Here is a 23,651-nt window from a genome sequence, read left to right as displayed (position 1 = left end):
ACGTGAGCAATCCGGCAAAATCCATCCGTATCGGCACCATGGTCAGCGCCACCAAGGGACAGGCGGCTGAGCGCATCGGCGAGATAGCCGATCTCGGCTTTGAAAGCTTCGAGCCGTTCTTCTGGCAGACGACCAACGGTCAGGACATCGCTGAACTCGGCAAGCGCTGCCGCGAGGCGATCGGCGAACGCGACATCACCATCAGCACGCTCGGCATGTTCGGCAATCCGCTGGAAGAAACCGAGATCGACCTGCAGACATTGCAGGGCTGGAAAGACTGCATCGACAATGCCCATCATTTTGGCGCCACCTGCGTTGCGGGTTTCACCGGCCGGTTGCGCGGCAGGCCGCTGCCGGAAAGCCTGCCACGATACAGGGAAATCTGGAGCGAGCTTGCAAAACGCGCCGCCGACAAGGGCGTGAAGATCGCCTTTGAAAACTGCGCCATGGACGGCAACTGGCAGACAGGCGACTGGAACATCGCCCACAACCCGGACGCCTGGGAACTGATGTTCAACGAAACGCCGGATGACAATATCGGCATCGAATGGGAACCCTGCCACCAGAAGGTCTATCTCATCGATCCGCTGCCTCAGATCCGCAAATGGGCGGACAAGATTTTCCACGTGCATGGCAAGGACGCGACCATCCGCTGGGACGTCATTCGCGAGCACGGCATTTTCGGCAAGGAGAAGTTCGTCTTCATGCGCACGCCGGGCTTTGGCGACAGCAACTGGACCGACATTATTTCCGAACTGCGCCTTGCCGGCTGGTCCGGCTCAATCGACATCGAAGGCTGGCATGACCCCGTTTATCGCGATGCGCTGGAAATGACGGGCCAGGTGCATGGTCTGAACTATCTGAAAAAATGCCGCGGCGGCGATTTCGTCGTCGACCCGACATAACGGAAACCTTTGGGGAGAAGATTTCCGAAAACTGCAGCGACGATAACCAAAAGGAGGAGATTATGGGTATCGCGAAATGCATGATGGCCGGCGCATTTGTGCTGGCGGGCGTATCCGCCGGCGCGATTGCCGCCCACGCGGAGGACGTGACATTGACCTTGTGGTCGCTGGATCGTGATATCCAGCCGGCGCCGAACCTCATAAACGAGTTCAACAAGCTCAATAACGGCATCAAGATCGAATATCGGCAATTGCAGTTTGATGATGTGGTGAGCGAAGCGATGCGCGCCTATTCGACCGGCAATGCGCCCGACATCATCGCCATCGACAACCCCAACCACGCCATGTTCGCCGCCCGCGGCGCCTTTCTTGACGTGACCGACATGATCGCCAAGTCGGATGTCATCAAGACGGAAAACTATTTTCCCGGGCCGCTGAAATCGGTGATGTGGGACGGCAAATATTTCGGCGTGCCGAAGGCGACGAACACGATTGCGCTTTATTACAACAAGGACCTGTTCAAGGCCGCCGGGCTCGATGCGGCAAAACCGCCGCAGACCTGGGACGAGCTGGTGGAAGCGGCCCGCAAGCTGACCAACCCTTCAAAGAACGTCTATGGCATCAGCTTCAGCGCCAAGGCCAATGAGGAAGGCACCTTCCAGTTCCTTCCCTGGGCGCAGATGGCGGGCGCAACCTACAAGAACATCAATACCGAGGGTGCCGTCAAAGCGCTCGAAACGTGGAAACTGATGCTGGATGAAAAGCTGGCGTCACCTGACACGCTGACGCGCAGCCAGTGGGATTCCACCGCCACCTTCAACGCCGGCAATGCCGCCATGGTCATTTCCGGCCCATGGGAAATCGACCGCATGCTGAAGGACGCCAAGTTCGACTGGGGTGTTGCCCTGCTGCCGGTGCCTACACCGGACGCCCCCCGGTCTTCGGCCATGGGCGATTATAACTGGGCGATTTTCTCCAAGACCAAGCACCCGGAAGAGGCCTTCAAGGCCATCGAATTCTTTGCGTCTCAAGACAAGGACATGTTCAAGAACTTCGGTCAATTGCCGGCGCGCTCGGATGTTCCCGTGCCGCCAACCGGCAATGCGCTGAAGGATGAGGCGCTGAAGACCTTTGTCGAGCAGCTGAAATATGCGCAGCCACGTGGCCCCTCACCCGAATGGCCGAAGATTTCCAAGGCCATTCAGGACGCCATCCAGGGCGCCCTGTCGGGACAGATGACGCCGAAAGCCGCGCTCGATCAGGCCGCTGAAAAGATAAAGCTGGTCGAAGGCTGATTGGATGGACGGGCGAGCGGAATGTCCGACGCCCATCCGCAGGGTTCCTCCCGGTGGGGTCGCCTGTCGCAAAATGCGGCGGCGGCCCCAAGCGGAGCTTGCGAGGATGTTTCATGAAAAAACTGTTTTCCAGCGTCAGTGACGGTCGCGGTTTCGACATCGTCCTTGTCGCCCTGCCCTTGGGCTTCCTGTTCGTCATGGCGGGTCTACCGCTCATCTACAACATTGTCATGAGCTTTCAGGAAGTCGACATGTTCAGCCTGGGCACCTTCGTGCGTCCGTTTGTCGGCTTCAAGAATTACGTCGATCTGTTCCGGCAGCCGGAAACCCTGCCGATCCTGATGAACACCGTCACCTTCGTGGTCGCCTCGATTGCCGGACAGTTCGCCATCGGTTTCGGACTGGCGCTGTTCTTCTGGGTGAATTTTCCCGGCGCCACCTGGCTGCGCGGCCTGTTCCTCGTGTCCTGGGTCATGCCTGGCCTCGTCGTCGGCGCCATCTGGAACTGGATACTGTCCGGCGATTTCGGTGTGCTGAATTTCTTCCTGCGGGAAAGCGGCCTGATATCGGGCAATATCTTCTGGCGTTCGGATGCCAACTTTTCACTCTGGGCCGTCGTCATCGCCAATGTCTGGCTCGGCACCTCCTTCAACATGATCCTGCTTTCCGTCGGTCTAGCCTCAATCCCCGGCGATCTTTACGAGGCGGCGGAACTGGACGGGGCGAACGCCTGGCAACGCTTCTACACCATCACCCTGCCGATGATGCGCTCCACCATCGGCGCGATCGTCTCGCTCGGGTTGATCTTCACGTTGCAGCAATTCGATCTTTTCGCCGCCATTACCGATGGTGGGCCGAACAACAGTTCCAACGTGGCGCAATATTGGGCCTGGGATCTGTCGTTCCGACAATATGATTTCGGCAAGGGCGCAACGATCTCCGTCATCATGATCGTTTTCGTTATGCTGGCTTCCATCGTTTATGTGCGTTCCACACGGCATGAGGTGCGCGGATGAGCATCACCAACCGCAATCGCCTGATGCTGGCAATCGCCATCGTGCTCGCCATCATCTACCTCTTCCCGCTTTACTGGATGTATCTGACCTCGCTTAAAAGCGGCTCGGAGATGTTCGCCAACCCGCCCGGTTTCTGGCCGACAGACCCGCAATGGCAAACCTATGCCTATGTCTGGCAAAGCCGCAACATGGGCCGATATCTGTGGAACTCAGTGTTGATCGCCTCCGGCGCCGTGCTGTTGATCACGATTCTCGGTGTCGGTTGCGCCTATGTGCTGGCCCGCTATCGCAATGTCTGGGTGGATATCGGTCTGTTTCTCATCCTCATGCTGCAGGTTCTGCCGGCATCGCTGATGATCACACCGATCTTCGTCGGCTTCTCGCAATTCGGGCTTCTGGATTATCCGCGTCTGTCGGTCATCCTCGCCATTGCGGCAAAAAGCATGCCCTTCTTCGTGGTCCTTGTGCGCGCCACCTTCATGGCCGTGCCGCAGGAGCTGGAAGAGGCGGCGCTGGTGGACGGCAATTCCCGCGTCGGCGCATTTTTCAACATCGTGCTGCCGCTTGCCAGAAACGGCATTCTCGTCAGCGCCATCCTCATCTTCATGCAGGCCTTCGGCGAATTCGTCTATTCGAAATCGATGATACAGGCGGCCGAATTGCAGCCCGCCAGCGTCGGCCTCAATTCCTTCATGGGCCCCAACACCAGCGAATGGAACAACATCATGGCCTATGCGACCATGTATGTGACGCCCATTCTCGCCCTCTTCATTCTCTTGCAGCGCCGCATCGTGTCCGGCCTGACCTCAGGAGCACTCAAATGACCCTTCAGATCGAACTTTCCGGCGTCAACAAATATTACGGCGCTTTCCATGCCCTGAAAAATATCGACCTTTCCATCAAGAAAGGCACCTTCGTCGCGCTTGTCGGCCCTTCCGGCTGCGGCAAATCCACCCTTTTACGTTCGCTCGCCGGGCTGGAAACCATATCGGCCGGCGACATGCGCATTGCCGGTACGCTCATGAACGGCGTGCCGCCGCGCAAGCGCGATGTGGCCATGGTGTTCCAGTCCTATGCGCTCTACCCGCATATGACGGTGGAAGAAAACCTCACCTATTCCCTGCGCATGCGCGGCGTCGCCAAGGCCGAGGCCCGCAAGGCGGCGGAAGAGGTTGCGGCCACAACAGGTCTTTCCAAGCTGATGAAGCGTTATCCGCGTGAACTTTCCGGCGGCCAGCGCCAGCGCGTGGCCATGAGCCGGGCGATCATCCGCAATCCGCAGGCCTTCCTGTTCGACGAGCCACTTTCCAATCTCGATGCGGCGCTGCGCGTCCATATGCGCAAGGAAATTCGCGCGCTGCACGACCGCCTGCACGCAACCTCGGTCTATGTTACCCATGACCAGATCGAGGCGATGACCATGGCCGATCATGTCGTCGTCATGCGAGATGGCATCATCGAACAACAGGGCACGCCGCTGGAACTATACGACCATCCGGTCAATCGTTTCGTGGCGGGCTTCATCGGTTCACCGGCGATGAATTTCATTCCGGCCACCGTCAGCCCGGATGGCGCTTCGCTTCTGTTGCGGTTCGGCGAAGGTGAGCCGCAGCAGCCGATCAGCAATCCGGCCGCCCTGCCGCCGGGCCAGCAACTGATCGTCGGCATCAGGCCGGAACACATAAGGCCCACAGCGGCAAATGGCGCGGCACTGACGCTGCCCGTTTCCGCCGTGGAAACCACCGGCTCGGCCACCTTCCTCACAACCGGCACATCCACGGAACTGATCATCGCGGTGCAGGGACGCAGCGAGGTCAAGGCCGGCGAGGTCATAGGCCTCCATATCAATCCGTCCGATATGCATCTCTTCGATGAAGAAACGGGCGTCGGTCTCGCAAGCCGATAAGCCGAAGACAAGCAAGACACCGGACCGTTGGTAAACCAAAACGGTTTCCAACGGCCCGGGTCGGTTTCACGGCCAGAGAAGAGACCTGTCCCATGTCGCGCTGTCTCCGGAGAGAATATATCGCAGCCGCTTGTGATTGCGGTCGGATGCCCCCTGCCAGAACTCCGCGACAACAGGCGCAACGGCATAGACACGCCATCCCGGCGAAACGTAATCCGGATTGGCCGCGATGAGCGCCTGCGCCTCGGCCATGCGGCTTTCGAGGCCCTCGCCCGCTTCCAGAATTTCGCTTTGCCGCGAGGCGATGGCGCTGGCCCGCGAACTGACGGGCCGGTCGAGAAAATCTTCCGCACATTCGCCATCGGAAAGCATGATTGCGGGGCCACGCAGGCGGACCTGCCGTCCGAGCGCCGACCAGTAGAAGGTCAAAGCGACGTGCGACCTGTTTTCGATCTGCCGCCCCTTGGGGCTCTCGGCCTTTACGGCAAAATGCCAGCCACGTTCATCGAGGTTTTTCAGGATCAGCATGCGGGCATCGGGCCAGCCATTCTCGTCCACCGTGGACAAGGTCATGGCGTGCGGCTCGCGGATACCGGCATTGAGGGCATCGTCCAGCCACAGGGCGAAAGCGTCCTGCGGCGTATCGGGCAGCGCAAGCGGATCGCACTCCGGAAGCGGCGCTTTCAGCGACGGGATTTGGCGCAGCCTGTCTTTCATCGACAGGGCGATGGCCTCGGAACATGTCATGGTCGGTTCTCCTCTAAAATAATGGCGGGAATGGCGGAAAGCTCGGTGACCGAAAGTCCGGGCCCCGGGCCTTCAGGTCGCAGCAAGATGGTCGAGAGACCGGCGGCTCGGCCGCCGGCAATGTCGGCATGGGGATTGTCACCGATCATCCAGCAAGCACGATGCGGTGCCAGAACCCCGGCCACATGACGAAAAAGCGCGACCGAGGGCTTCTCAAGGCCGATCTGCCCGGAGGAGAAAACGTGATCCATGTAACCGGAGAGCCCGATGCATTTCACCAGTGAAGGCAGTTCCGGCGCAAAATTGGACAGGATCACATGACGCCAGCCCGCAGCAGATAGTTGCGCCAGCACGGGCATCGCCTGCGGATCGACTTCCCAGCCGATGGGATCGAGATAGATCTCACGCGAGCGTTCTGCGACCTCCGCCGCCATGCTTCTGTCCATGCCCAGCGCCACGAGCGCAGCTTCGGCTGCGGTGAGAATGGCGCGCCACCACCCTTCCGCATCTTCCACGAAGGCATGTGCGAGTTCCGCCCGATGCCAGGGAAACGCCCCGGACAAAAACGGACGAATATTGTCAGCCATGTCGAGGAAGGCGGGATCGGCCAATCCCGCTGCGGCCTCCAGCGCGCCGGTATAACGTCCCCTGCGAACGGCAAGGGTGCCCTCAAAATCCCAAACAATGTAGCGATAACGCGAAATACTGGTATTCATGCGAACAACCGGGATGAATGAGTCATAGATGGAATAAATCTCATTTAAGAGGTATATACCTTTAAACTCATTCATGTGACATCTGCAAGACAATCGGACGCCGCGCATGGACAACGGAACATCAGAAACACAATCGCTCTGGCGGCAGGTCGCCACCGCGTTGCGCGGGCGGATCGAACAGGGGCAGTTGAAACCCGGCGAAAAAATTCCCTCCAGCCAGGACATCGCACGAGAGTTCAACGTCAACCGTATGACCGCGCGCCGGGCGCTGGCCTCACTGGAGGAACAAGGCCTGCTGCGCATTCTGCACGGCAGCGGCACATTTGTCAGCGAAGCGCCGATCCCTTACGTCGTTGGTCGCCGCGTGCATTTCGACCGCAATCTTGAAGCCGTGAATGCGCGGCCGGAACGCAAACTGCTGCGCTGGTGGCTTGAACCGGCGACGGAAGACGTTGCGACAGCTCTTGGTCTCGGCGCAAAAGCGCCGCTGATTGCCCTGGAAATCGGCGCTTACGCCAACGGCCACCCGATCGGCATCGGTACGCGCTTTTGTTGCGCGACACGGTTTTCCGGTTTTCCGGAAATTTTCGAAGAGCTCGGGTCGATCAGCGAAACGCTGAAACGGTTCGACGTGGATGATTATCACCGTGCAAAAACAATCGTCGTCGCAAGACTGCCCGCTCCCCACGAACATCATTTCCTCAAATCGTCCAAATCCCTGCCGGTCCTCGCCTATACCGCGATAGACCGGGCGACGGACGGCAACCCGATATCCTGCTTCATCGGCTGCTTCTCGTCACAGGCGATCGAATTGCACATCACCGACTGAATATCGGGAAAACGCGAATGAAACGGAACATGAAGACCTGCCTTTTTATTGGCATGGCCGCCCTTCTGGCATTTGCCGCTTTCCAGCTGAAGGATTTTCACATCGGCATAGGGGAGCGCGCCATGGGCGGCTATGATGGTTCCTCCACCGACCCTGAAGCAGCCTCCGATGCCGCGCGCGAAGCAAGGGAGGCGGCCGCACGCGCAGAAGCCGCAGTCGACGCCCTGAAACGCCAGGACTAGCTGTTGCAGCAGGCTCCCGGAAACCGCTGGTTCAGCGGTTCCTGAACAGATCGATGATGTTACGGTGCGCGGTGGTTGCGGGCACAGCGGTGCCGCGATCGACCTCCCGCGCGGCGATGGCCGGCGAACCGGAGCCATCAATATCCACCCAGCGACCGGCATGATCGGTGGATTGACGCTTGAGATAGCTATAGGGCGTCTCGTCCCAGCGGAGGATTTTCGGCTTCATATTGTCGAGAATGAAATCGCCGCGATCCGTCCTTACCGTGAGGACCGCATGACCATCGCCCCGCTCGTCACGGACAACGGTGATCAGCAGGTTGGAGGCCGGCAGACCGATATCCATCAGCCGCTTGCGCTTTTCCAGCACGAGGTCGTCGCAATCCCCCGCACCCTTGTAGGGATATTCCCAGTAGTCCTCGTAGCCCCACACTTCCATGTCGGAGCGCTGATCGATTTCGACATTGACGGCGCTGTTGACCGAAACCATGGTTTTCCAGTTGTCGGGCGTGAGATGAAGCGGCGGCATGGCCTTCACGGGCTGACACTCCGCCGAATGCCGCTGGCAGAATTCATAATGTCCAACCGGCTGGGAAGTGATCGCGCCCGTCGACATCGACGGCGAAGCCTCTGCCGGTGAAAGCAGACCGGCCACGGTCAGAACAAAACATGCCTGCAGCAATTTGTTGAAATAGCTCATGTTCATCTCCTGATGACATGACCTATCGCTGCCGGTTTGAGTTCAAATGAAACAAACCGCTCGACTTTTAACGATCCCGAAAATTGGCGAACCTGCTACCGCCGGGTCGTGCGACACCCTTCGTAATCGCCAAGAACGGGAATGTGAGCGGCGGCAAACTTGCCATGCGGGGATGGCCTGCCTAAGAAAGACACACCACCACGATGAATCCCCGTTACAGAGAATGTTGCATGAGCCTGTTTGCGAAGATCACCCGCACAGCCACCGTCATCATGACACTGGCCTGCCTTCCTTCTTACGCCGTCGCGCAGCAGATGACTGTCGTTCCTCCCGGAAATCGCTCCGCCGAGCAGCCGGAAATACCACGAGCCTCGGCGATCCGGACCAAGGCTTTCTACACGACCTACGAGGAAAAATTCGGCAAGACGATTAACCTCCTGAACAGCGAGCCCGCCCTTCTCAGCAAGATCAGGAAGGCAGCAGCGGCCTATGGCATCGACCCGATCCACATTGTCGGCGCCATCGTCGGTGAGCACACCTTCAACGTCTCGGCCGTGGATCGCCTGCAGACCTATTACGTCAAGGCCATTTCCTACGCCGAACTCGATATCAGGTTCAGCTATAATGGCGTTTCCCTGAAGTCATTCCTCCAGCGGCCGGAATTCCGGTCCTGCGAGCCGCTTGCCACCACCTCCGAACAATGGAGCTGCCGCGATACCGTCTGGGACGAGGATTTCCGCGGCAAGGTGGTGGATGGCGCCAGCTACGAGGCCATCTCGTTCCAACGCGCCTTCTTCCAGCCCTTTTATGCCGGGCAGACCTTCGGTCTTGGCCAGATCAGCCCGCTGACGGCGTTGCAGGTCACCGACCTCGTCAACAGGACGAGCGGCCTGCCGAAACTCTCGGCGGAAAGGCCAAAGGAAATCTACCGCGACGTCATGGATCCCGACCGCAGCATCATCTACATCGCCGCCATCATCAGGGATTCCATCGATGCCTACCGGGAAAAGGGCTTCGACATCTCGGGCAATCCCGGCATTACCGCGACGCTCTATAATGTCGGCCAGCCAAGGCGGCGCGCCGAACGGCTGCGGGTGGCGGTGGATGCGGGCGCAAAAACCCGCCTGCCGGTTGAAAATTACTATGGATGGCTGATCAACGACCGCCTCGACATCCTGAAAAACATTCTTGATGGCAAGGGCGTCGACCAGCGAACGACATCGGACATCGGCGAGAAAACGCGATAGAGACCGTTCCGTCGCAACCTCGTCAATCCTTGAGTGAGCCGGCCATCGCATTGGTTATGGTTCGGACGGCGATAACAATTTCGTCATCTTGAATATCTGCGGAGTTCGATTTGGACAGTCTTCTCGAAACAACAGAAACCTTCATTCGCACACATCAGACATGGGCGGGCGTGATTGTCGGCTTCATTGCCTTCGGGGAATCGATCGTCATTCTCGGGCTCATAATTCCGGCCACTGCGCTGATGCTCCTGATCGGCGGGCTGGTCGGCAGCGGCGTCATCGACCCCTTTCCCGTGGTCACGGGAGCGATCCTCGGCGCGGTACTTGGCGACATCGTATCCTACATGATGGGCAAATGGCTGGGGCCGAGCGTCGTCCATCGATGGCCATTGCGGCACTATCGCGAACGTGTTGCGCGGGTGCGGCTCTTTTTCCGGAAATATGGCTTCTTTGCCGTGTTTTTCGGCCGTTTTTTCGGGCCTTTGCGTTGCACGGTTCCTCTGGTGGCAGGCATGATCGGCATGGATCAGCGCCGCTTCCAGGCCGCCAATATCACCTCCGCCATTCTCTGGGTGCCGGTGCTGCTTGCCCCTGGCTGGCTCGCGGCAAAGGGCGCCGAACAGTTTGGCGAACTCACCGAAGTCCACTGGCTAGGCCTTGCGGTTCTGGCGACGGCAATCGCAATTCTGATCGCCTTTGTCGGCGCCTTGATCACGCGACGCATGACCCCCGCCAGAAAGAGGCCAAGCCGCGCGCGGTGATGGCGCAGTGCCGGCAGATTTCGCCGTTCCGCAAGCGCGCCACATCAGGCTCCAGCTGCCGGCATCAGGCCAGGCTGGATGAAAATGCTTTCCCGTCCAGGAGAAATCTGCTAATTCAGCCCGCACAAGAATTCACGGATAGCGGGATAAATTCGCCCTATGCCTGACGAAGGCGACAGTACCGACAGTAGTCGACACCGAACGAGGCTGGCTCGCGTGAAGCGCAGCCAGCCTCGGATTTTCTTGTTTTCCTCAACGCGACAGCTTTCAGCCTCGGATGTTCAGTCCGGGGCTTTACGTGTTCGCATCCATTCCCATAAAGGCTCCTGAACATGGAATTCCTAGCAGATCCGAACATCTGGATCGGCCTCGTCACCCTTATCGTTCTCGAAGTCGTTCTCGGCATCGACAATCTCGTCTTCATCGCGATCCTTGCCGACAAGCTACCACCACACCAGCGCCACAGGGCTCGGGTCATCGGCCTGTCGCTGGCGCTCATCATGCGCGTCCTGCTACTGTTTTCGATCTCATGGATCGTCACGCTGACGCGGCCATTGTTTACAGTCGCGGATTTCTCCTTCTCCGGACGCGATCTCATCCTCATCATCGGCGGCGCCTTCCTGCTCGCCAAGGGAACCATGGAGCTGCACGAACGGCTTGAGGGTGACCACAAGCCGAAGCAGGGCAAGGTGGTCCATGCGGTCTTCTGGCAGGTCATCGTGCAGATCGTCGTGCTCGACGCCGTGTTCTCGCTCGACAGCGTCATTACCGCCGTCGGCATGGTCAACAATCTCTGGGTAATGATCACCGCCGTCTGCGTGGCCATGGCCGTGATGATGGCAGCCTCCAGGCCGCTGATGACATTCGTGTCGAAACATCCGACCGTGGTCATTCTCTGCCTTGGCTTCCTGTTGATGATCGGCTTCAGCCTGATCGTCGAAGGTTTCGGTTTCCATCTTCCGAAGGGTTACCTCTATGCGGCCATCGGCTTTTCCGTACTCATTGAGGCGGCAAATCAGCTTGGCAGGCGCAACCGCGAAAAGCGCATCACCGCCGGTGATATGCGTGAGCGCACCTCCGACGCCATTCTGCGGCTTCTTGGCGGCCGGGTGGGTGAACAGCCGCTTGGCGAGACGGCCGATCTTATCGCCGAACAGGCCACCCTCAGCGACCTGTTCAAATCCGAAGAAAAGGACATGATCCGCGGCGTGCTGACACTTGCCGAACGCCCCGTCGTCTCGATCATGACGCCACGCAACGAGATCGACTGGCTGGATATCGACGCCGACCCGGAGACGCTGCGCCACCGCCTGCTGGAACTCGACCATTCCCGGTTGATGCTCGCGCAGGGCAAGCTGGACTCCTTCCTTGGCGTCGCGGCCACAAAGGACCTGCTGCGCGATCTTCTGCGTGACGGCAGCCTGAACCTTGAAAGCTCGCTGCGGCAGCCGCTTGTGGTGCATGAGAGCGCCACGGCCCTGCAGGTCATGGAACAGCTGCGTAAATCCCCGTTGCAGATGGCCGTCATCATCGATGAATACGGTACGCTGCAGGGTATCGCCACGCCGACGGATATTCTCGAGGCGATCGCCGGCGAATTCCCCGAAGAAGGCGAAGAACTGCTGATTTCGGAAAAGGCGGAAGACGGCTCCTGGCTTATCGACGGCGCCGTCGATATCAGAAGGGCGTCTTATCTTCTCGACATCGATCTCGTGGATGAAGCCGACCGTTACTCCACCGTCGCGGGCTACATCCTGTGGCGTCTCAACCGCCTCCCCGAGGTCGGCGAGCGTATTTCCGGCGACGGCTTCGCTTTCGAGATCGTATCCCGTTCAGAACGGAACATCGAGAAGGTCCGGGCGTGGAATGACGCGGTGAGCGAAGCTTAAAACCGAACGGCCGAGAGGATGCCTAACTGGCAACCTCTCGGCACACACGGCGTCACCCCCCGGCCTCGTGCCGAGGGTTTGTCACTGCCCCGAAATCAGCGAGGACCGAGGCGGCCTTTCTTTAATGCGCGGCGTCGATCATCGCGATCCAGCCGGCAGCCCGGCGGGCAGCGTCCGCAAGCACGGGCTTCGGTGCCTTGAACCATTCGTTTTCCGGCAATTCACGCTTCACGCGAACGAAGTCGATGGCATCGTCAAGCGTCGGGAATTCCACCGGCAGCGTCAGGTGCAGAAAAAGCGCAACGACGGCGACGGAACGCGAACGTCCTCCCCGGCAATTGATGAGCACGCTGCCGCGCTCCCGCCGGGGATAGGACGGTTTGTCGGGCAATATCTGCTCCAGCGCCGCCCGCAGAATGTAATGGGCAGCAACCATCTGGGTATCGGGGTTTCCGGCGCCATCGATCAGGCCGATCTTGTAGTAGCGGATTTCGCCCGGCCCATAGACACTGCCCTCATGATCGGAAACGATTTGCGGTTGCTCCACAAAATTGAAGTCGAGATTAACGGCGCAATTGACGACGGTGGTGATGCCGTTCTGACGCAGAAGGTTGAGGTCGCTCGCGCCCTCCTTGCCGGAAATGAAAAGATCGACGCCATAAAGCGGATGCCGCTCATAGATGCGGCTGAGCTTCGGCAATTCGCGGGATTCCTGCTCTGGGGATTGGATCTTTTCCGGTTGTGGCATGTCATGTCTCCGTCGGTGCCGATATTACGTCTTCAGGCCTTCGTGGCCGGCTGGCTATGCTGCGCTTTTGCCTTTGCGGTGCGGTCTGCGGATATGGATCGCGCCACCCGCTGCAATGTCGGGTAGTTCGCCCCTTCGCCCGTGGCGATATAGCCGGGGCAGAGGAAATCGGCGGAGCCTTCCGCCACCTTTCCAAGGGTCAGCGGCTCATAGGTTCCGCCCGCGTTCTTGAGGATAAGAATGGCTGCGGCCACATCCCAGGCATTAACGCCGAAACCGGCGGCCGCATCCGTCCAGCCCGCCGCAACATGGGCGATGCTGAGCGCGGCGCTGCCAGGCCGGCGCAATGTCGAGAAGGTCTCGACAAGAGCGCCGAAATTGGCGAGCGCCGCTTCCCGCCCATCCAGCCGGAAATCACGCGAGACAGGATAACCGGTGATCAAGGTCGCCCGGGTCTCGTCTGCAACACTGCGGGAGCGCAGCTTGTCTCCGTCCAGATAGGAAGCTTCAAGGTTGGCGGAAAACATCTGGTCCGCCACGGGATCATAGACCACGCCGGCAACGGCCTCACCGTCAATGACGGCGGCAATGGACACGCACCAGAAGGCGAGGCCACGGGCGAAATTAGCCGTGCCGTCAATCGGATCGACATACCACTGCACATCGCCGCTGCCGATCTGGCCGCCTTCTTCGCCCATGATTGCTGAATTGGGTTCGCTTGCGAGAATGACGGCACGAATGGCGGCTTCAGCACGCTTGTCATGAATGGTGACGATGTCGTGGAGATCGACTTTATAGTCCACCGCCATTTCCGAGCGGAACGCCGAAAGCAGCGGATCACGCACGGCCCGCGCCGCCGTCTCGGCGATTTTCATCAACCGCATCGAACGGGAAAGCGCCGCCTCATTTCCAGATTTGCGCTCGGTTGAAGATGCGGTCTGCATTGGCATATCCAGTCTGTTTTCAAAAAAGAAGGAGGAGGAGGCGCGGCCTTGGGCCGCGCCAGCCGGGATTATTTCGTGTAGTTGACGCGCCAGACGTCCTGCCATTCCTCACGGCGGTCGAAGTCATCAAGACCGGTGGCGGAATCATAGCCCATCAGCCTGTCGGCGACCTTCATAAGCCCCGAGGGTTCGTCAGCCGGCATCTTGATGTCGATGTTGGTCGGCAGCTTGCCGTCCTTCATCTGCGGGGCGATGCCCTCTTCCGTCAGGACATAATGGATGAAGAGCTTCGCCATATTCGGGCTCCTGGTCTTGGAGGCGATCAGCCCAAGCTTGATGTAGGTCCAGCCGACCCATGGATCGAGGCCCGTGCAGAGGCCGAGCTTGTAACCCTTGTCGGCATTGTCGCGGAACTTGGCCGAACTGAGCAGGCCGAAGAAAGGCTGTTTCTGGCCGGGCGCACCGACAGCTTCCGCCACCGGGTCATCACCTTCGGTAGCAAGCGGGCCGTTTGCAGCCATTGCCTTGATCCAGGCGGCCGACGCGCCTTTTTCCTCTATCTCCTTGCCGAAATGGGCCTTGTAGGCTGCAGCCACCTTCTGATTTCCATGGGCCTCGAGCTGGTTGAACCAGTCCGTATAGGTGCTCTTGCTCAAGGGATCGACCATGGCGACCTTGCCTTTCCATTTCGGCTCGGTCAGTTCCCAGATGTTGCCCACCGGGCATTTGTCATGGGCTTCGGTATTATAGGCCCAGACGTTGGCGTTGGTGGAAATTGCCAGAGGGTTCTGAAACTGCGCCGGGATTTTCGAGGCCATGTCGCCCGGCAGGTAATTCTCGACAAAACCCGCCGGCAGAAGCTGTGCGAGTGCCGATGGCGCATCGGTAATCAGCACCACATCGCCCTGCACATTGCCGGACTGGCTTTCGCGGATGATCATCTCCAGCTGGCTATTGGCGGAGACCTTCACACCCGTTGCCTTCAGCCCGTATTTGGCGCTGAACTTATCGGCCATCTCGACGATCTTGCCGGTGCTGTCATAGATATTGATCGGCTTTTCCTGCTTTGCCGCCGCCAGGATCTTATCCAGATCGAAGGCCTCTTCGGCCGCAGCGGCCATTGCAGACAATCCGATCATTGCCGCAGCAATGGCTGACGCCGCTCTCAAATTTGTTCTTTTCATCGTTTCCCCTCCCAAGGAAAAGACAGGCGGGCTTGGCGCCCGCCTTCCGTTTATTTTTTGTAGTTCACCCGCCAGAAATCCTGCCAGCCTTCGCGCTTGTCGAGGTCGTCGGCCGCCGTTGCGGCATCGAACGCCATCAGCTCATCGAGATGATCGGCAACCTTCGAGGGTTCATCCGCCGGCAGGGCGATTTTCGTATTGCCGGAGAGTTTGCCGTCGGCGGTCTGCGGCGCGATGCCCTCTTCCGTCATCAGGTAATGCAGGAAAAGCTTCGCCGCATTCGGGCTTTTCGTCTGTCCGGCAATCAAGCCGAAACCGGGGTAGAGAAATCCGGAAAAGGGCTTTACGCCGCTGCAAAGCCCGAGCTTCAGCCCCTTGGCCTCATTGTCACGATATTTCGCCACCGAGGTGATGACGAAGAAGGGATCGGCCTGCCCCGGCGCACCGGCCGCATCCGCAACCGAACTTGAATCCGTCAGCAGTGGCGCATTTTCGGCAAAGGCCTTCACCCAGGCTGCCGTTGCGCTTTTTTCGCCCGTTTCCAGCTTCTTGCCGTAGAGGTCCTCATAGGCCGTGGCGACATCGGCATCGTGGTGGGTTTCGATCTGGTTGAACCAGTCGGCATAAAGCGGCTTGTCGAAGAGATCGAGCATGGCCAGCTTGCCCTTCCACCGCGGCTCCGTCAGCTGCCAGATATTGGTGACCGGGCATGTGTCGTATTTCTCGGTATTGTAGGTAAACACATGCGGATCCGAGACGACCACGAGCGGATCGCGCAGCTTTTGCGGAATATCGCCTTCCATATCCGGCGGTGACCAACTCGTGGCAATGCCTTCCGGCAAAAGCTCCCCCATGGCGGAGGCGACATCGGTTGCGACGCTGACATCGCCGACGACATTGCCGGCCCGATGCTCGCGGATCATCAGCTCAACCTGCGTCGCCTCGTTCACCTTCTTGCCGCTCGCCTGCACGCCGTATTTGGCGGTGAAGGCCTGCGCGGTATCAACGATCTTGCCGGTCACCGCATAAACGGTGATCGGCTTTTCCTTCTTCGCGGCATCGATGAGCGCATCGAGATTAAAAGCGTCCTGCGCGTGCGCGGCAGCGCCAACCACCAGCGAGAAAATGAGGGAGAGCGTAGAGGCGGCCATTCGCCGCCCGCGCAGCCCACCATATCGGTTCTGCTTCATTGTAGTCACTGCGTCGGTCCCCCCGTTATTTTTTGTAGTTCACGCGCCAGAAATCCTGCCAGGTTTCGCGCGCATCCCAGTCGTCAAGGCTGGTGGCCATGCTGTAGGGCAGGATGTCATTAAGAACCGCGCCGATACCCGAAGGCTCGTCGGCAGGCAGGCTCACCTCCTTGTTCGTCGACATCTTGCCGTCGATTGCCTGCGGCGCGATGCCTTCAGCGGTCATGATGTAATGAATGAAGAGCTTCGCCGCGTTCGGGCTATCCGTGCCCCTGGTAATCAGGCCGACGCCCGGATAAAGCCAGCCGGCCCACGGCTTAAGCTCCTTGCAGAGGCCGAGTTTCATGCCCTTCTCGGCGTTGTCACGGAACTTGGCCGAGCTGATGAGGCCCATGAACGCGTCTTTCTGGCCGGGCGAACCCACGGCTTCGGCGGCCGCCGCATCGGCATCGGTCAAAAGCGGGGCATTGGCGGCAAGTGCCTTTACCCAGGCTGCGGTCGCGCTCGTCTCTGCTGTTTCGAGATCCTTGCCGTAGAGTGTCTTGTAGGCGGCTTTCACCTCGCCATCGCCGTGCTTGGCCATCTGGTTGAACCAGTCGACATAGGATGCCTTGCCGAGCGGATCCTGCATCGCCACCTTGCCCTTCCACTTCGGGTCGGTCAGTTCCCAGATGTTGGAAACGGGGCATTTGTCGAAAAGCTCGCTATTATAGGCCCAGACGTTGGCGCTGGTGACGACGGTGAGCGGATCCTGATATTCCGGCGGAATATTGCCGGCCATATCCGGCGGCAGCCAGCTTTCGACAAAACCCATCGGAATAAGCTGCGCCATCGCCGCCGGCGCATCGCTGATGATCGAGACATCGCCCTGAATATTGTTGGCGCGCGCCTCGCGGATGATCATTTCCAGCTGGGCCGAGGCCTTGACCTTCGCACCCTCGGCACCGACGCCATATTTCGCGGCAAAGTTCTTCGCCATTTCGACGATCTTGCCGGTGCTGTCATAAACGGTGATCGGTTTTTCCTTTTTTGCCGCCTCGATCAGGGCATTGAGGTCGAACGGCTCTTCGGCCTTCGCCGCACCGCCAAACGTTGCGACAATTGCCGTTGCACATAACAGCCGGCTCAAACCCGTCATTGTCCGCTTCATACTGTTTCTCCTTCAGCCGTTTTTGCCGGCGTTTTCAGTTGTAGGTGCTGTTGCGTAGAACGGCGTCTGCCTCGGTGACCCGCTGTCCCTTTGCATCGAAAGCGTGCAGGGCTTCCGGCGGCACGTGGAAAAACACGCGGTCGCCGCTGTCGATACGCGGCAGGGAATGGGTGGTGAGGAACAGCGTGTGATTTTCGCTTCTCAGTTCAAGAATCCAGCTGCCGCCTGTCGGCAATACGCCAGTCACCGTCATCTCGCCGGAGAAGCTGCCCTGTGGCACGTCTTCCGGCTTCATCACGTAACCCATCGCCTCCGGCCGCATGCCAACTGAGGCAATGCCGCGCAGCTGCGGATAACGCGCTGCAAAATAGGCTTCTCCCTTGTCGGCAACATCCGAGACGCCGGGCTGGCCGAAGGTCAGGATATTGATCGGCGGGCTGCCGACGAATTCGGCGACGAAGCGGTTGGCCGGGCGATCATAGATATCGTTCGGCGTGCCCATCTGCTGCAGCGTGCCCTCGTTCATGACGGCGATGGTGGTGGCAAGCGTCATGGCTTCCCACTGGTCGTGCGTCACGAAGACGATGGTGGTCTTGAACTCCTTGTGCAGCCGCTTCAGCTCAGCGCGCATTTCCAGCCGCAGCCGGGCATCCAGATTGGAGAGTGGTTCGTCCAGAAGCAGAACGCCGGGATTGACGGCAAGCATGCGGGCAAGCGCCACGCGCTGCTGCTGGCCACCGGAAAGCTGCGACGGGTAACGATCGCGATATTTGGCAATGTCGAGCGCCTGCATGACGCGCTCGACACGGGCTTCACGTTCGGCCTTCGGCAGCTTGCGCAGGCGCAGGCCGAAATCCGTGTTGCGCTCGATCGTCAAATGCGGCCACAGCGCATAGCTCTGGAAGACCAGGCCCATTTCACGCTTTTCCGGCGGCACGAAGATGCCATCGGTAACGGAATCGATCACCCGGTCGCCGACGCGGATTTCCCCGCCGGAGAGGTTTTCGAGGCCGGCGATCATCCGCAGCGTCGTGGTCTTGCCGCAACCGGAAGGGCCGAGCAGACACATGAACTCGCCGTCACGAATTTCAAGATCGAGATCGGAAACCGCATTTGCGGAATTTACACCGTAGTTTTTCTGCGCACCGCGCAGGTTGATGGTAGGCATCAGCTTCCAAGTCCTTCTGCAAGATTTGTGCGGGTCAGTTTCTGGGCCAACAGCGTGCCAAAATAGGCGATGCCGGCGATGATCAGCACCACGGCGTTGGCGGCCTGCGTGTAGTGGTAATCGACCAGTCGCAGCGAATAGGTGGTCAGCACGTCCGTGCTCGGCACCGCGAGGATGACGAAGAGGCTCAAGCCCTTGATGCCCGAGATGAAGGGCAGGAGAACCCCCGTCACCAGCGATCCCTTCTGGATCGGGATGACGATGGAGATCATGCGGCGGAACCAGCCGGCACCGGCAATCTGCGCCGCCTCTTCCGGGTCCTTCCCAAGCTGCGTCATGGCCGAGATGCCGGCGCGTGAGGCATAGGGCATTTGGTCGGCAATCAGCGCCAGTATGAGGATCGTCACCGTGCCATAGAGCGCCGGCATCGGCCCGCGCGGAACGGCAAACAGCGACAGATAGGCGGCGGCAAAAGCGATGCCGGGCACGAGATAGGGCAGGAAAGTTACCTGTCGCAGATAGACCGACAAGGCGCGCACCGGCGTGCGGATGACGACATAACCGACCAGAAGGCCGAGAACGCCTGATGTCAGCGAGGCAAGCCCGACGATCATCATCGTGTTTTTCGCCGCCGCCCAGAGATCGGGGCTCAAAAGAACGCCGGTCTGCAGAGCAACGGTGTTGAGGTTGGTGCCAATCCAGTAGTCGAGCGTGAAGTTGTCGAGCGTGAATTTGGCCGGCATTTTCATGATGGTCGAGAGCGCCAGCGTCAGAAGCGGCAGACCGACGCTGAGGATGAAGATGGCAGCAGCAAAGCCGGTTGCCGGAAGCCGCATCTTGCCGAGGCGGTTTTGCCGGTTCATCGACCCTTTCGAACCGATGGTCACGAACCGGCGCGCTTCGCGAACGAGGCGGGCATCGATCATCAGCGTGATGATGCCGATGAGCATGATCGAGGCCGCAACGACACCGGCAACACCGGTCTGGCGCGAGGCGATGCTGCGAAACAGCGAGGTGGACAGGACTTCGAACTTCACGGGCAATCCGAGAACATAGGGTACGCCGAATTCACCGAGGCACTTTGCAAAGATCAGCACCATGGAAGACAGCAGCGCCGGGCGCATCAGCGGCATGATGACCTGCAAGGCCACCTGATAACGGTGCGCACCGAGAATGCGGGCGGAATCTTCAAGCTGCGAGTCAAAGCGGCGAAGCGCCGAGCCGAACAGCAGGATGACGAAAGGCGTATAATGCAGGGCAAGGATGATGGTGATCGGGAAACGCCCATAGGCAACCCAGTCCGGCGGAGTGAGGCCGATAGCCTCGAACCAGCCGGGCTGGCCACCAACGGTGCGGTTCTTGAACAGGGTCGTCCAGGCCAGCGCAAAGGTCCAGGCCGGCAGCATATAGGGCACGATCAGCGCGGTGGCGAACCAGCGTCGACCGAACATGTCCGTGCGGCTGATAAGCCAGGCAAGCACGGTGCCGATGACCAGCGAAAGCGCAATCGCCCCGAAAGCCACTGTCAGCGTGTTAAAGAGCGGTCGCCAGAAAAGGTCTGTCGCGACAGGCGAGAAAAACGCCCTGTCGAGATAATAAAGCGTGAGATCACCGACATCCTTGCCAAGACGCCGTTCATGGCCGAACTGGACGCGGACGGCGTCGAGAATAATCGAAATGATCGGCACGACGATCAGATACGTAAAAAGCAGGGCCGTCAGAACGCCGATCAGCGTCGTCGGCTCCCGGAGCGCGACCTTGAGGCGGTATCGCCAGGCCTGCCATGCCGAAGGCGCGGTCGCAGGGGGACGCCCCAATGCCTCCGCCTTCGTCGATTCGCTTAAAAGAGCCATTATCTCTCCCCGTATGGCCACGCCATTGCCCTGACACGCCGGCAAGCATCTGCCTTCGCGAAGCCTGAAAAACAGACGGCGCGTGCGTGACCTTCAACAATGCATCAATGCTTCAGAAGCGGGCTTCCAACCCGCCCACAACGATGATCCCAGCTCCTCCCGAAAACATCGCCGGCAAAGCGGAGGTAGAATAAAAATTCCATAACTCACTTCACCTTGGAATGCATGATCCGTCTTAAAAGATGTTTTGTCAACGAAAAAATGCACACGTGATCACTATCTTATTTATTTGTTTTAAAACGTCTTTTTGTCACAAAACTGTAATTTTTTGAGCGTGACATTCAGAGGAATGTTTTTCCCGACGTGAGGACAATGGAACGAATGAGACATTTCCCCGGGATGTGCGCAGTCATCCCGCTCCAGCGCAGCGGCAGGCAGCCGAAAAATTTCGATTGGAATAGCCGACGCCACATCGCCTGTGATATCAGGCATAGGATTTCGCAACCGGGGGAGTTGAATGGCGAGAGGGTTCGTGACAGCCGAAGAGGTGGCAAAAAAGGCCGGGGTCTCGCGCTCCGCCGTCTCGCGCACCTTCACTCCCGGCGGCAGCGTTTCGAAGGTGGTGCGGCGCAAGGTGCTGAAAGCCGCGCAGGAACTTGGCTACCGCGTCAATCGTCTGGCGCAGGGCCTTAACAATGACCGCTCCAACCTCATCGGTGTCGTCGGCGCCAATCTGAGTTCGCCCTTCATTTCAAAGCAGCTCGATCTGCTCAGCATCGGCCTTCTGCGTCGCGGCCTGCAATGCCTGCTGCTGAATGCGGCGGATGCGCGCAAGGACATCGCGCCGCTGATCGAGCTTCTTTTCGAGTTCCGCGCCCAGGCAATCGTCGTTCTCTCGGGCGAACCGCCGGCTTCGATCGTCGATGAATGCATCGCCAATGGCGTGCGCCTCATCCTCATCAACCAGCGTCTCGACCGCACCGACACCAATATGGTGCTGAGCGACGATTCCCACGGGGCCGACCTTGCCGCCATGCGGCTTGTGGCGGCCAAGTGCCGCAAGGTCGCGGTCATTTCCAGCGGCAGCCAGACCCCGGCGCAGCTGCGCCGCGCCGGCGCCTTCACCCAGCGCATGACCATCGAAGGCATCGAGGTCGTTCCCTGGTCCGGCGGACCAACAAGCTATGACAGCGGTTATCAGGCCGGTTGCGAATTGCTGGCCGACAAGGCGATTGATGGCGCTTTCTGCGTGACCGATCTGCTGGCGCTCGGTTTCATGGACGCCGCACGTCTGGAAATGGGTCGCCGGGTGCCGGAAGATCTCTCGATCGTCGGTTTCGATGATATTCCGCAGGCCGGCTGGAAAAGTTATCAATTGACCACCGTTGCCCAATCCTTCGACGCGCTGACCGAAAAAGTCCTGACCGCACTCGACAGCGACCTGCCGGAAACCCGGCTTCAGGTCGTGCCCGTTTCCATGGTCGAGCGCATCACCGCGCGCTAACCCACCTGCTTGATGCGGCTTTCGATCAGGAGGCCGCTTTCATCGAGGATCGGATGAGCGACGGCGGCGATATGGGCGTTGATGCGTTTGAGGTCGCGCAGCATGTCCAGATGCACGGAGCTGGTCTGGATGCTATCGGCCCGGCCGTCGCGCAGGCGCTGCAGATGGCGCTCCGAAGACTGCTTTTCGAGGCGCCGCACATCTTCCTTCACTTCCACCAGCCGGCGGGCAAGATCGGCATTGCGGGTCGCGAAAACCGACTGGGCCATGCGGATATTATCCAGTGTGACGGCGAAAAGACGCTCCAGCTCATTCTTGCCGTCAGCGGAAAACTGCAGGCCAAGATCGATCTTCTTGGCGATTTCCGGACGGATGCCTTTCTCGATGATATCGCCGATATGTTCGAGATTGATGGCATATTCGACGATATCCATGGCGCGGCGCTGGTCTTTGCGGCAAAGCCCGTCATGCCCGACCTTCGAGACATAGACCTTGATGTCATGCTGGATACGGTCGACCCGGCCTTCCAGCGTGCTGATGTCGTTGAGTTTCGCGACGTCGCTATCGCGCATCGCCTCATTTGCCTGCCGCAGCATGCGCTCGATCAGGTCGCCGACCAGCAGCACCTCGCGGCTCGCACCGGCAAGTGCTGCAACCGGCAGATCGAGATCGTGACTGTCGAGATAGCTGTGGCTGCTTTCGCCTCCCTCTTTTTCCGGCAGCATTGCCTTCGTTACCCGCAACAGCAGCGGCGAGAGCGGCCATGCGATGGCGGCAACAGCCAGATTGAAGAAAAGATGCGCATCAACAGCGAGATTGGCGTGCGAAAAGGGCGACATATCCAGAAGCACCGCGCCATATCCGGCAAAAGGCAGGGCCAGGAGACAGCCGATGGCCCTGACGATGAGGTTGCCGACAGTCACCCGGCGCGCCGCAATCGGCGCTTTCAGCGTTGCCAGCACCGGCGGCACCGCACCGCCGAGATTGGCACCGAGCACCAGCACGATGACAAGGCTCGTTTCGATGCCGCCACTTGCCGCGAGCGACAGGATGAGAACGACAATTGCCAGACTGGAAGATGCCAGTACCGCCAGGACGGCGGAAAAAATCAGCGCCACCGGCCAGGCATTGCCAAGCAATGAAATGAAGAGACCAAGCGCCGGAGATTGTCTGATCGGATCGGTCGCCGCGGAAAGAAGATGCAGGGAAAGTAGCATCAGGCCGACACCGGCAAGGGCCGCGCCCGCTCCCTGCCGCTGCGCCGATTTTCCCCGTAGCAGGATGACGCCCGCGAGGATGAGCATCGGCGACAGCCAGCCAAGCCCGAGCGCGACAATCCACGCGGTCATCGCGGTGCCAACATTGGCCCCCAGCAGCACGATCTGCGCCATGGCCGGGGCGATAAGGTCTTTTTCAACGAAGGAAGCGACCATCAGCGCGGTCGCAGTCGAACTCTGCAAGGCGATCGTCGCCACGAGACCGGCAACGAAGGAGCGAAAACCGCCCCGCGTGCCGGCGGCAAGACCGGTGCGAAGCCTGGCGCCAAATGCGCGCGACATGCCGTCCTTGATCTGCGCAAGGCCGAAAAGCAGCAGCGCCACCGCGCCGAACAGATTGATGCTGACAACGACCGATTCCATCGGATCACCTCGCCTGT

At 59.5% G+C, this 23,651-nt stretch carries 22 protein-coding genes; 11 read left to right on the top strand and 11 right to left on the bottom strand.

Annotated features, from left to right (window positions below; translation table 11 throughout):
* Nucleotides 1–2 precede the first annotated feature (2 nt).
* From PL640_RS18335 to PL640_RS18315, 5 genes are all read left to right on the top strand, one after another.
* Complete coding sequence (locus tag PL640_RS18335) at nt 3–905, top strand: sugar phosphate isomerase/epimerase family protein (protein WP_271362951.1); 903 nt, start codon at nt 3–5, stop codon at nt 903–905.
* 62 nt (nt 906–967) lie between these two features.
* Nucleotides 968–2,200 (top strand): ABC transporter substrate-binding protein, encoded by a 1,233-nt coding sequence (locus PL640_RS18330; RefSeq protein WP_110758740.1) that lies wholly within the window; start codon nt 968–970, stop codon nt 2,198–2,200.
* Nucleotides 2,201–2,313: 113 nt separating this feature from the next.
* Nucleotides 2,314–3,216, top strand: a complete 903-nt coding sequence (locus tag PL640_RS18325) for a carbohydrate ABC transporter permease (RefSeq protein WP_110758742.1) — start codon at nt 2,314–2,316, stop codon at nt 3,214–3,216.
* Nucleotides 3,213–4,040: a carbohydrate ABC transporter permease gene (locus PL640_RS18320; RefSeq protein ID WP_271362949.1), complete on the top strand. Its 828-nt coding sequence runs from the start codon at nt 3,213–3,215 to the stop codon at nt 4,038–4,040. Before PL640_RS18325 ends, PL640_RS18320 begins: the two co-directional genes overlap by 4 nt.
* Entirely contained in the window at nt 4,037–5,122 is a 1,086-nt protein-coding gene (locus tag PL640_RS18315) for an ABC transporter ATP-binding protein (RefSeq protein WP_271362948.1), read from the top strand. Before PL640_RS18320 ends, PL640_RS18315 begins: the two co-directional genes overlap by 4 nt.
* A 66-nt stretch (nt 5,123–5,188) precedes the next feature.
* Here the strand turns inward: PL640_RS18315 and PL640_RS18310 are convergent, their stop codons facing one another.
* Together PL640_RS18310 and PL640_RS18305 are read right to left on the bottom strand one after the other, a co-directional pair.
* Nucleotides 5,189–5,869: a pyridoxine/pyridoxamine 5'-phosphate oxidase gene (locus PL640_RS18310; protein ID WP_271362947.1), complete on the bottom strand. Its 681-nt coding sequence runs from the start codon at nt 5,867–5,869 to the stop codon at nt 5,189–5,191.
* Nucleotides 5,866–6,585 (bottom strand): HAD family hydrolase, encoded by a 720-nt coding sequence (locus PL640_RS18305; RefSeq protein WP_271362946.1) that lies wholly within the window; start codon nt 6,583–6,585, stop codon nt 5,866–5,868. Before PL640_RS18305 ends, PL640_RS18310 begins: the two co-directional genes overlap by 4 nt.
* 106 nt (nt 6,586–6,691) lie before the next feature.
* On the opposite strand from PL640_RS18305, the gene phnF reads away from it, so the two are divergent.
* On the top strand, nt 6,692–7,414 hold the full coding sequence (gene phnF, locus PL640_RS18300) for a phosphonate metabolism transcriptional regulator PhnF (RefSeq protein WP_271362945.1): 723 nt from the start codon (nt 6,692–6,694) through the stop codon (nt 7,412–7,414).
* Between the two features lie 17 nt (nt 7,415–7,431).
* Nucleotides 7,432–7,656, top strand: coding sequence for a hypothetical protein (locus tag PL640_RS18295; protein ID WP_142842934.1), 225 nt, complete (start codon nt 7,432–7,434; stop codon nt 7,654–7,656).
* A gap of 31 nt (nt 7,657–7,687) precedes the next feature.
* Here the strand turns inward: PL640_RS18295 and PL640_RS18290 are convergent, their stop codons facing one another.
* On the bottom strand, nt 7,688–8,356 hold the full coding sequence (locus PL640_RS18290; protein WP_271362944.1) for a transglutaminase-like cysteine peptidase: 669 nt from the start codon (nt 8,354–8,356) through the stop codon (nt 7,688–7,690).
* 230 nt (nt 8,357–8,586) lie between these two features.
* Between PL640_RS18290 and PL640_RS18285 the strand changes: the two genes are divergently transcribed.
* From PL640_RS18285 to PL640_RS18275, 3 genes are all read left to right on the top strand, one after another.
* Nucleotides 8,587–9,603: a DUF1402 family protein gene (locus PL640_RS18285; RefSeq protein WP_271362943.1), complete on the top strand. Its 1,017-nt coding sequence runs from the start codon at nt 8,587–8,589 to the stop codon at nt 9,601–9,603.
* Nucleotides 9,604–9,713: 110 nt separating this feature from the next.
* A complete protein-coding gene (locus tag PL640_RS18280; protein WP_269702410.1) occupies nt 9,714–10,364 on the top strand; it encodes a DedA family protein in 651 nt (216 codons plus the stop codon).
* 332 nt (nt 10,365–10,696) lie between these two features.
* Nucleotides 10,697–12,253, top strand: a complete 1,557-nt coding sequence (locus PL640_RS18275; protein ID WP_271362942.1) for a TerC family protein — start codon at nt 10,697–10,699, stop codon at nt 12,251–12,253.
* A 121-nt stretch (nt 12,254–12,374) separates the two neighbouring features.
* On the opposite strand, the gene PL640_RS18270 is transcribed toward PL640_RS18275, so the two are convergent.
* The 7 genes from PL640_RS18270 to PL640_RS18240 all read right to left on the bottom strand — a co-directional run bounded on the left by PL640_RS18270 (nt 12,375) and on the right by PL640_RS18240 (nt 20,490).
* Nucleotides 12,375–13,001, bottom strand: coding sequence for a dual specificity protein phosphatase family protein (locus PL640_RS18270; RefSeq protein WP_142842939.1), 627 nt, complete (start codon nt 12,999–13,001; stop codon nt 12,375–12,377).
* 32 nt (nt 13,002–13,033) lie between these two features.
* Complete coding sequence (locus PL640_RS18265; RefSeq protein WP_271362941.1) at nt 13,034–13,951, bottom strand: inositol monophosphatase family protein; 918 nt, start codon at nt 13,949–13,951, stop codon at nt 13,034–13,036.
* Between the two features lie 62 nt (nt 13,952–14,013).
* Nucleotides 14,014–15,084: an ABC transporter substrate-binding protein gene (locus tag PL640_RS18260; RefSeq protein ID WP_271363045.1), complete on the bottom strand. Its 1,071-nt coding sequence runs from the start codon at nt 15,082–15,084 to the stop codon at nt 14,014–14,016.
* 95 nt (nt 15,085–15,179) lie between these two features.
* The gene (locus tag PL640_RS18255) at nt 15,180–16,319 is read right to left on the bottom strand and encodes an ABC transporter substrate-binding protein (protein ID WP_271363044.1); all 1,140 of its coding nucleotides are present in this window, start codon (nt 16,317–16,319) and stop codon (nt 15,180–15,182) included.
* A 25-nt stretch (nt 16,320–16,344) separates the two neighbouring features.
* Nucleotides 16,345–17,469: an ABC transporter substrate-binding protein gene (locus PL640_RS18250; RefSeq protein ID WP_271362940.1), complete on the bottom strand. Its 1,125-nt coding sequence runs from the start codon at nt 17,467–17,469 to the stop codon at nt 16,345–16,347.
* Between the two features lie 34 nt (nt 17,470–17,503).
* Nucleotides 17,504–18,637: an ABC transporter ATP-binding protein gene (locus PL640_RS18245; RefSeq protein WP_046801011.1), complete on the bottom strand. Its 1,134-nt coding sequence runs from the start codon at nt 18,635–18,637 to the stop codon at nt 17,504–17,506.
* The gene (locus tag PL640_RS18240; protein ID WP_142842945.1) at nt 18,637–20,490 is read right to left on the bottom strand and encodes an ABC transporter permease; all 1,854 of its coding nucleotides are present in this window, start codon (nt 20,488–20,490) and stop codon (nt 18,637–18,639) included. Before PL640_RS18240 ends, PL640_RS18245 begins: the two co-directional genes overlap by 1 nt.
* Before the next feature lie 517 nt (nt 20,491–21,007).
* Between PL640_RS18240 and PL640_RS18235 the strand changes: the two genes are divergently transcribed.
* On the top strand, nt 21,008–21,994 hold the full coding sequence (locus tag PL640_RS18235) for a LacI family DNA-binding transcriptional regulator (protein ID WP_142842946.1): 987 nt from the start codon (nt 21,008–21,010) through the stop codon (nt 21,992–21,994).
* On the opposite strand, the gene PL640_RS18230 is transcribed toward PL640_RS18235, so the two are convergent.
* Complete coding sequence (locus PL640_RS18230; protein ID WP_271362938.1) at nt 21,991–23,634, bottom strand: Na/Pi cotransporter family protein; 1,644 nt, start codon at nt 23,632–23,634, stop codon at nt 21,991–21,993. The two genes, PL640_RS18235 and PL640_RS18230, sit on opposite strands and share 4 nt — an antisense overlap.
* Nucleotides 23,635–23,651 lie beyond the last annotated feature (17 nt).

Origin of the sequence: Agrobacterium sp. ST15.16.024, assembly GCF_027956545.1 — a bacterium.
In the GTDB taxonomy this organism is placed as follows: domain Bacteria; phylum Pseudomonadota; class Alphaproteobacteria; order Rhizobiales; family Rhizobiaceae; genus Agrobacterium; species Agrobacterium cucumeris.
The sequence above is the reverse complement of the archived record's forward strand: the minus strand, read 5'-3'. Positions and strand labels throughout refer to the sequence as shown.

Coding starts and splice junctions, on each gene's coding strand:
- PL640_RS18285 (WP_271362943.1), top strand. CDS start 8,587: ATGAGCCTGTTTGCGAAGATCACCCGCACAGCCACCGTCATCATGACA.
- PL640_RS18325 (WP_110758742.1), top strand. CDS start 2,314: ATGAAAAAACTGTTTTCCAGCGTCAGTGACGGTCGCGGTTTCGACATC.
- PL640_RS18295 (WP_142842934.1), top strand. CDS start 7,432: ATGAAACGGAACATGAAGACCTGCCTTTTTATTGGCATGGCCGCCCTT.
- PL640_RS18330 (WP_110758740.1), top strand. CDS start 968: ATGGGTATCGCGAAATGCATGATGGCCGGCGCATTTGTGCTGGCGGGC.
- phnF (WP_271362945.1), top strand. CDS start 6,692: ATGGACAACGGAACATCAGAAACACAATCGCTCTGGCGGCAGGTCGCC.
- PL640_RS18270 (WP_142842939.1), bottom strand. CDS start 13,001: ATGCCACAACCGGAAAAGATCCAATCCCCAGAGCAGGAATCCCGCGAA.
- PL640_RS18245 (WP_046801011.1), bottom strand. CDS start 18,637: ATGCCTACCATCAACCTGCGCGGTGCGCAGAAAAACTACGGTGTAAAT.
- PL640_RS18310 (WP_271362947.1), bottom strand. CDS start 5,869: ATGACATGTTCCGAGGCCATCGCCCTGTCGATGAAAGACAGGCTGCGC.
- PL640_RS18230 (WP_271362938.1), bottom strand. CDS start 23,634: ATGGAATCGGTCGTTGTCAGCATCAATCTGTTCGGCGCGGTGGCGCTG.
- PL640_RS18305 (WP_271362946.1), bottom strand. CDS start 6,585: ATGAATACCAGTATTTCGCGTTATCGCTACATTGTTTGGGATTTTGAG.
- PL640_RS18320 (WP_271362949.1), top strand. CDS start 3,213: ATGAGCATCACCAACCGCAATCGCCTGATGCTGGCAATCGCCATCGTG.
- PL640_RS18315 (WP_271362948.1), top strand. CDS start 4,037: ATGACCCTTCAGATCGAACTTTCCGGCGTCAACAAATATTACGGCGCT.
- PL640_RS18255 (WP_271363044.1), bottom strand. CDS start 16,319: ATGAAGCAGAACCGATATGGTGGGCTGCGCGGGCGGCGAATGGCCGCC.
- PL640_RS18235 (WP_142842946.1), top strand. CDS start 21,008: ATGGCGAGAGGGTTCGTGACAGCCGAAGAGGTGGCAAAAAAGGCCGGG.
- PL640_RS18275 (WP_271362942.1), top strand. CDS start 10,697: ATGGAATTCCTAGCAGATCCGAACATCTGGATCGGCCTCGTCACCCTT.
- PL640_RS18240 (WP_142842945.1), bottom strand. CDS start 20,490: ATGGCTCTTTTAAGCGAATCGACGAAGGCGGAGGCATTGGGGCGTCCC.
- PL640_RS18260 (WP_271363045.1), bottom strand. CDS start 15,084: ATGATCGGATTGTCTGCAATGGCCGCTGCGGCCGAAGAGGCCTTCGAT.
- PL640_RS18290 (WP_271362944.1), bottom strand. CDS start 8,356: ATGAGCTATTTCAACAAATTGCTGCAGGCATGTTTTGTTCTGACCGTG.
- PL640_RS18265 (WP_271362941.1), bottom strand. CDS start 13,951: ATGCCAATGCAGACCGCATCTTCAACCGAGCGCAAATCTGGAAATGAG.
- PL640_RS18250 (WP_271362940.1), bottom strand. CDS start 17,469: ATGAAGCGGACAATGACGGGTTTGAGCCGGCTGTTATGTGCAACGGCA.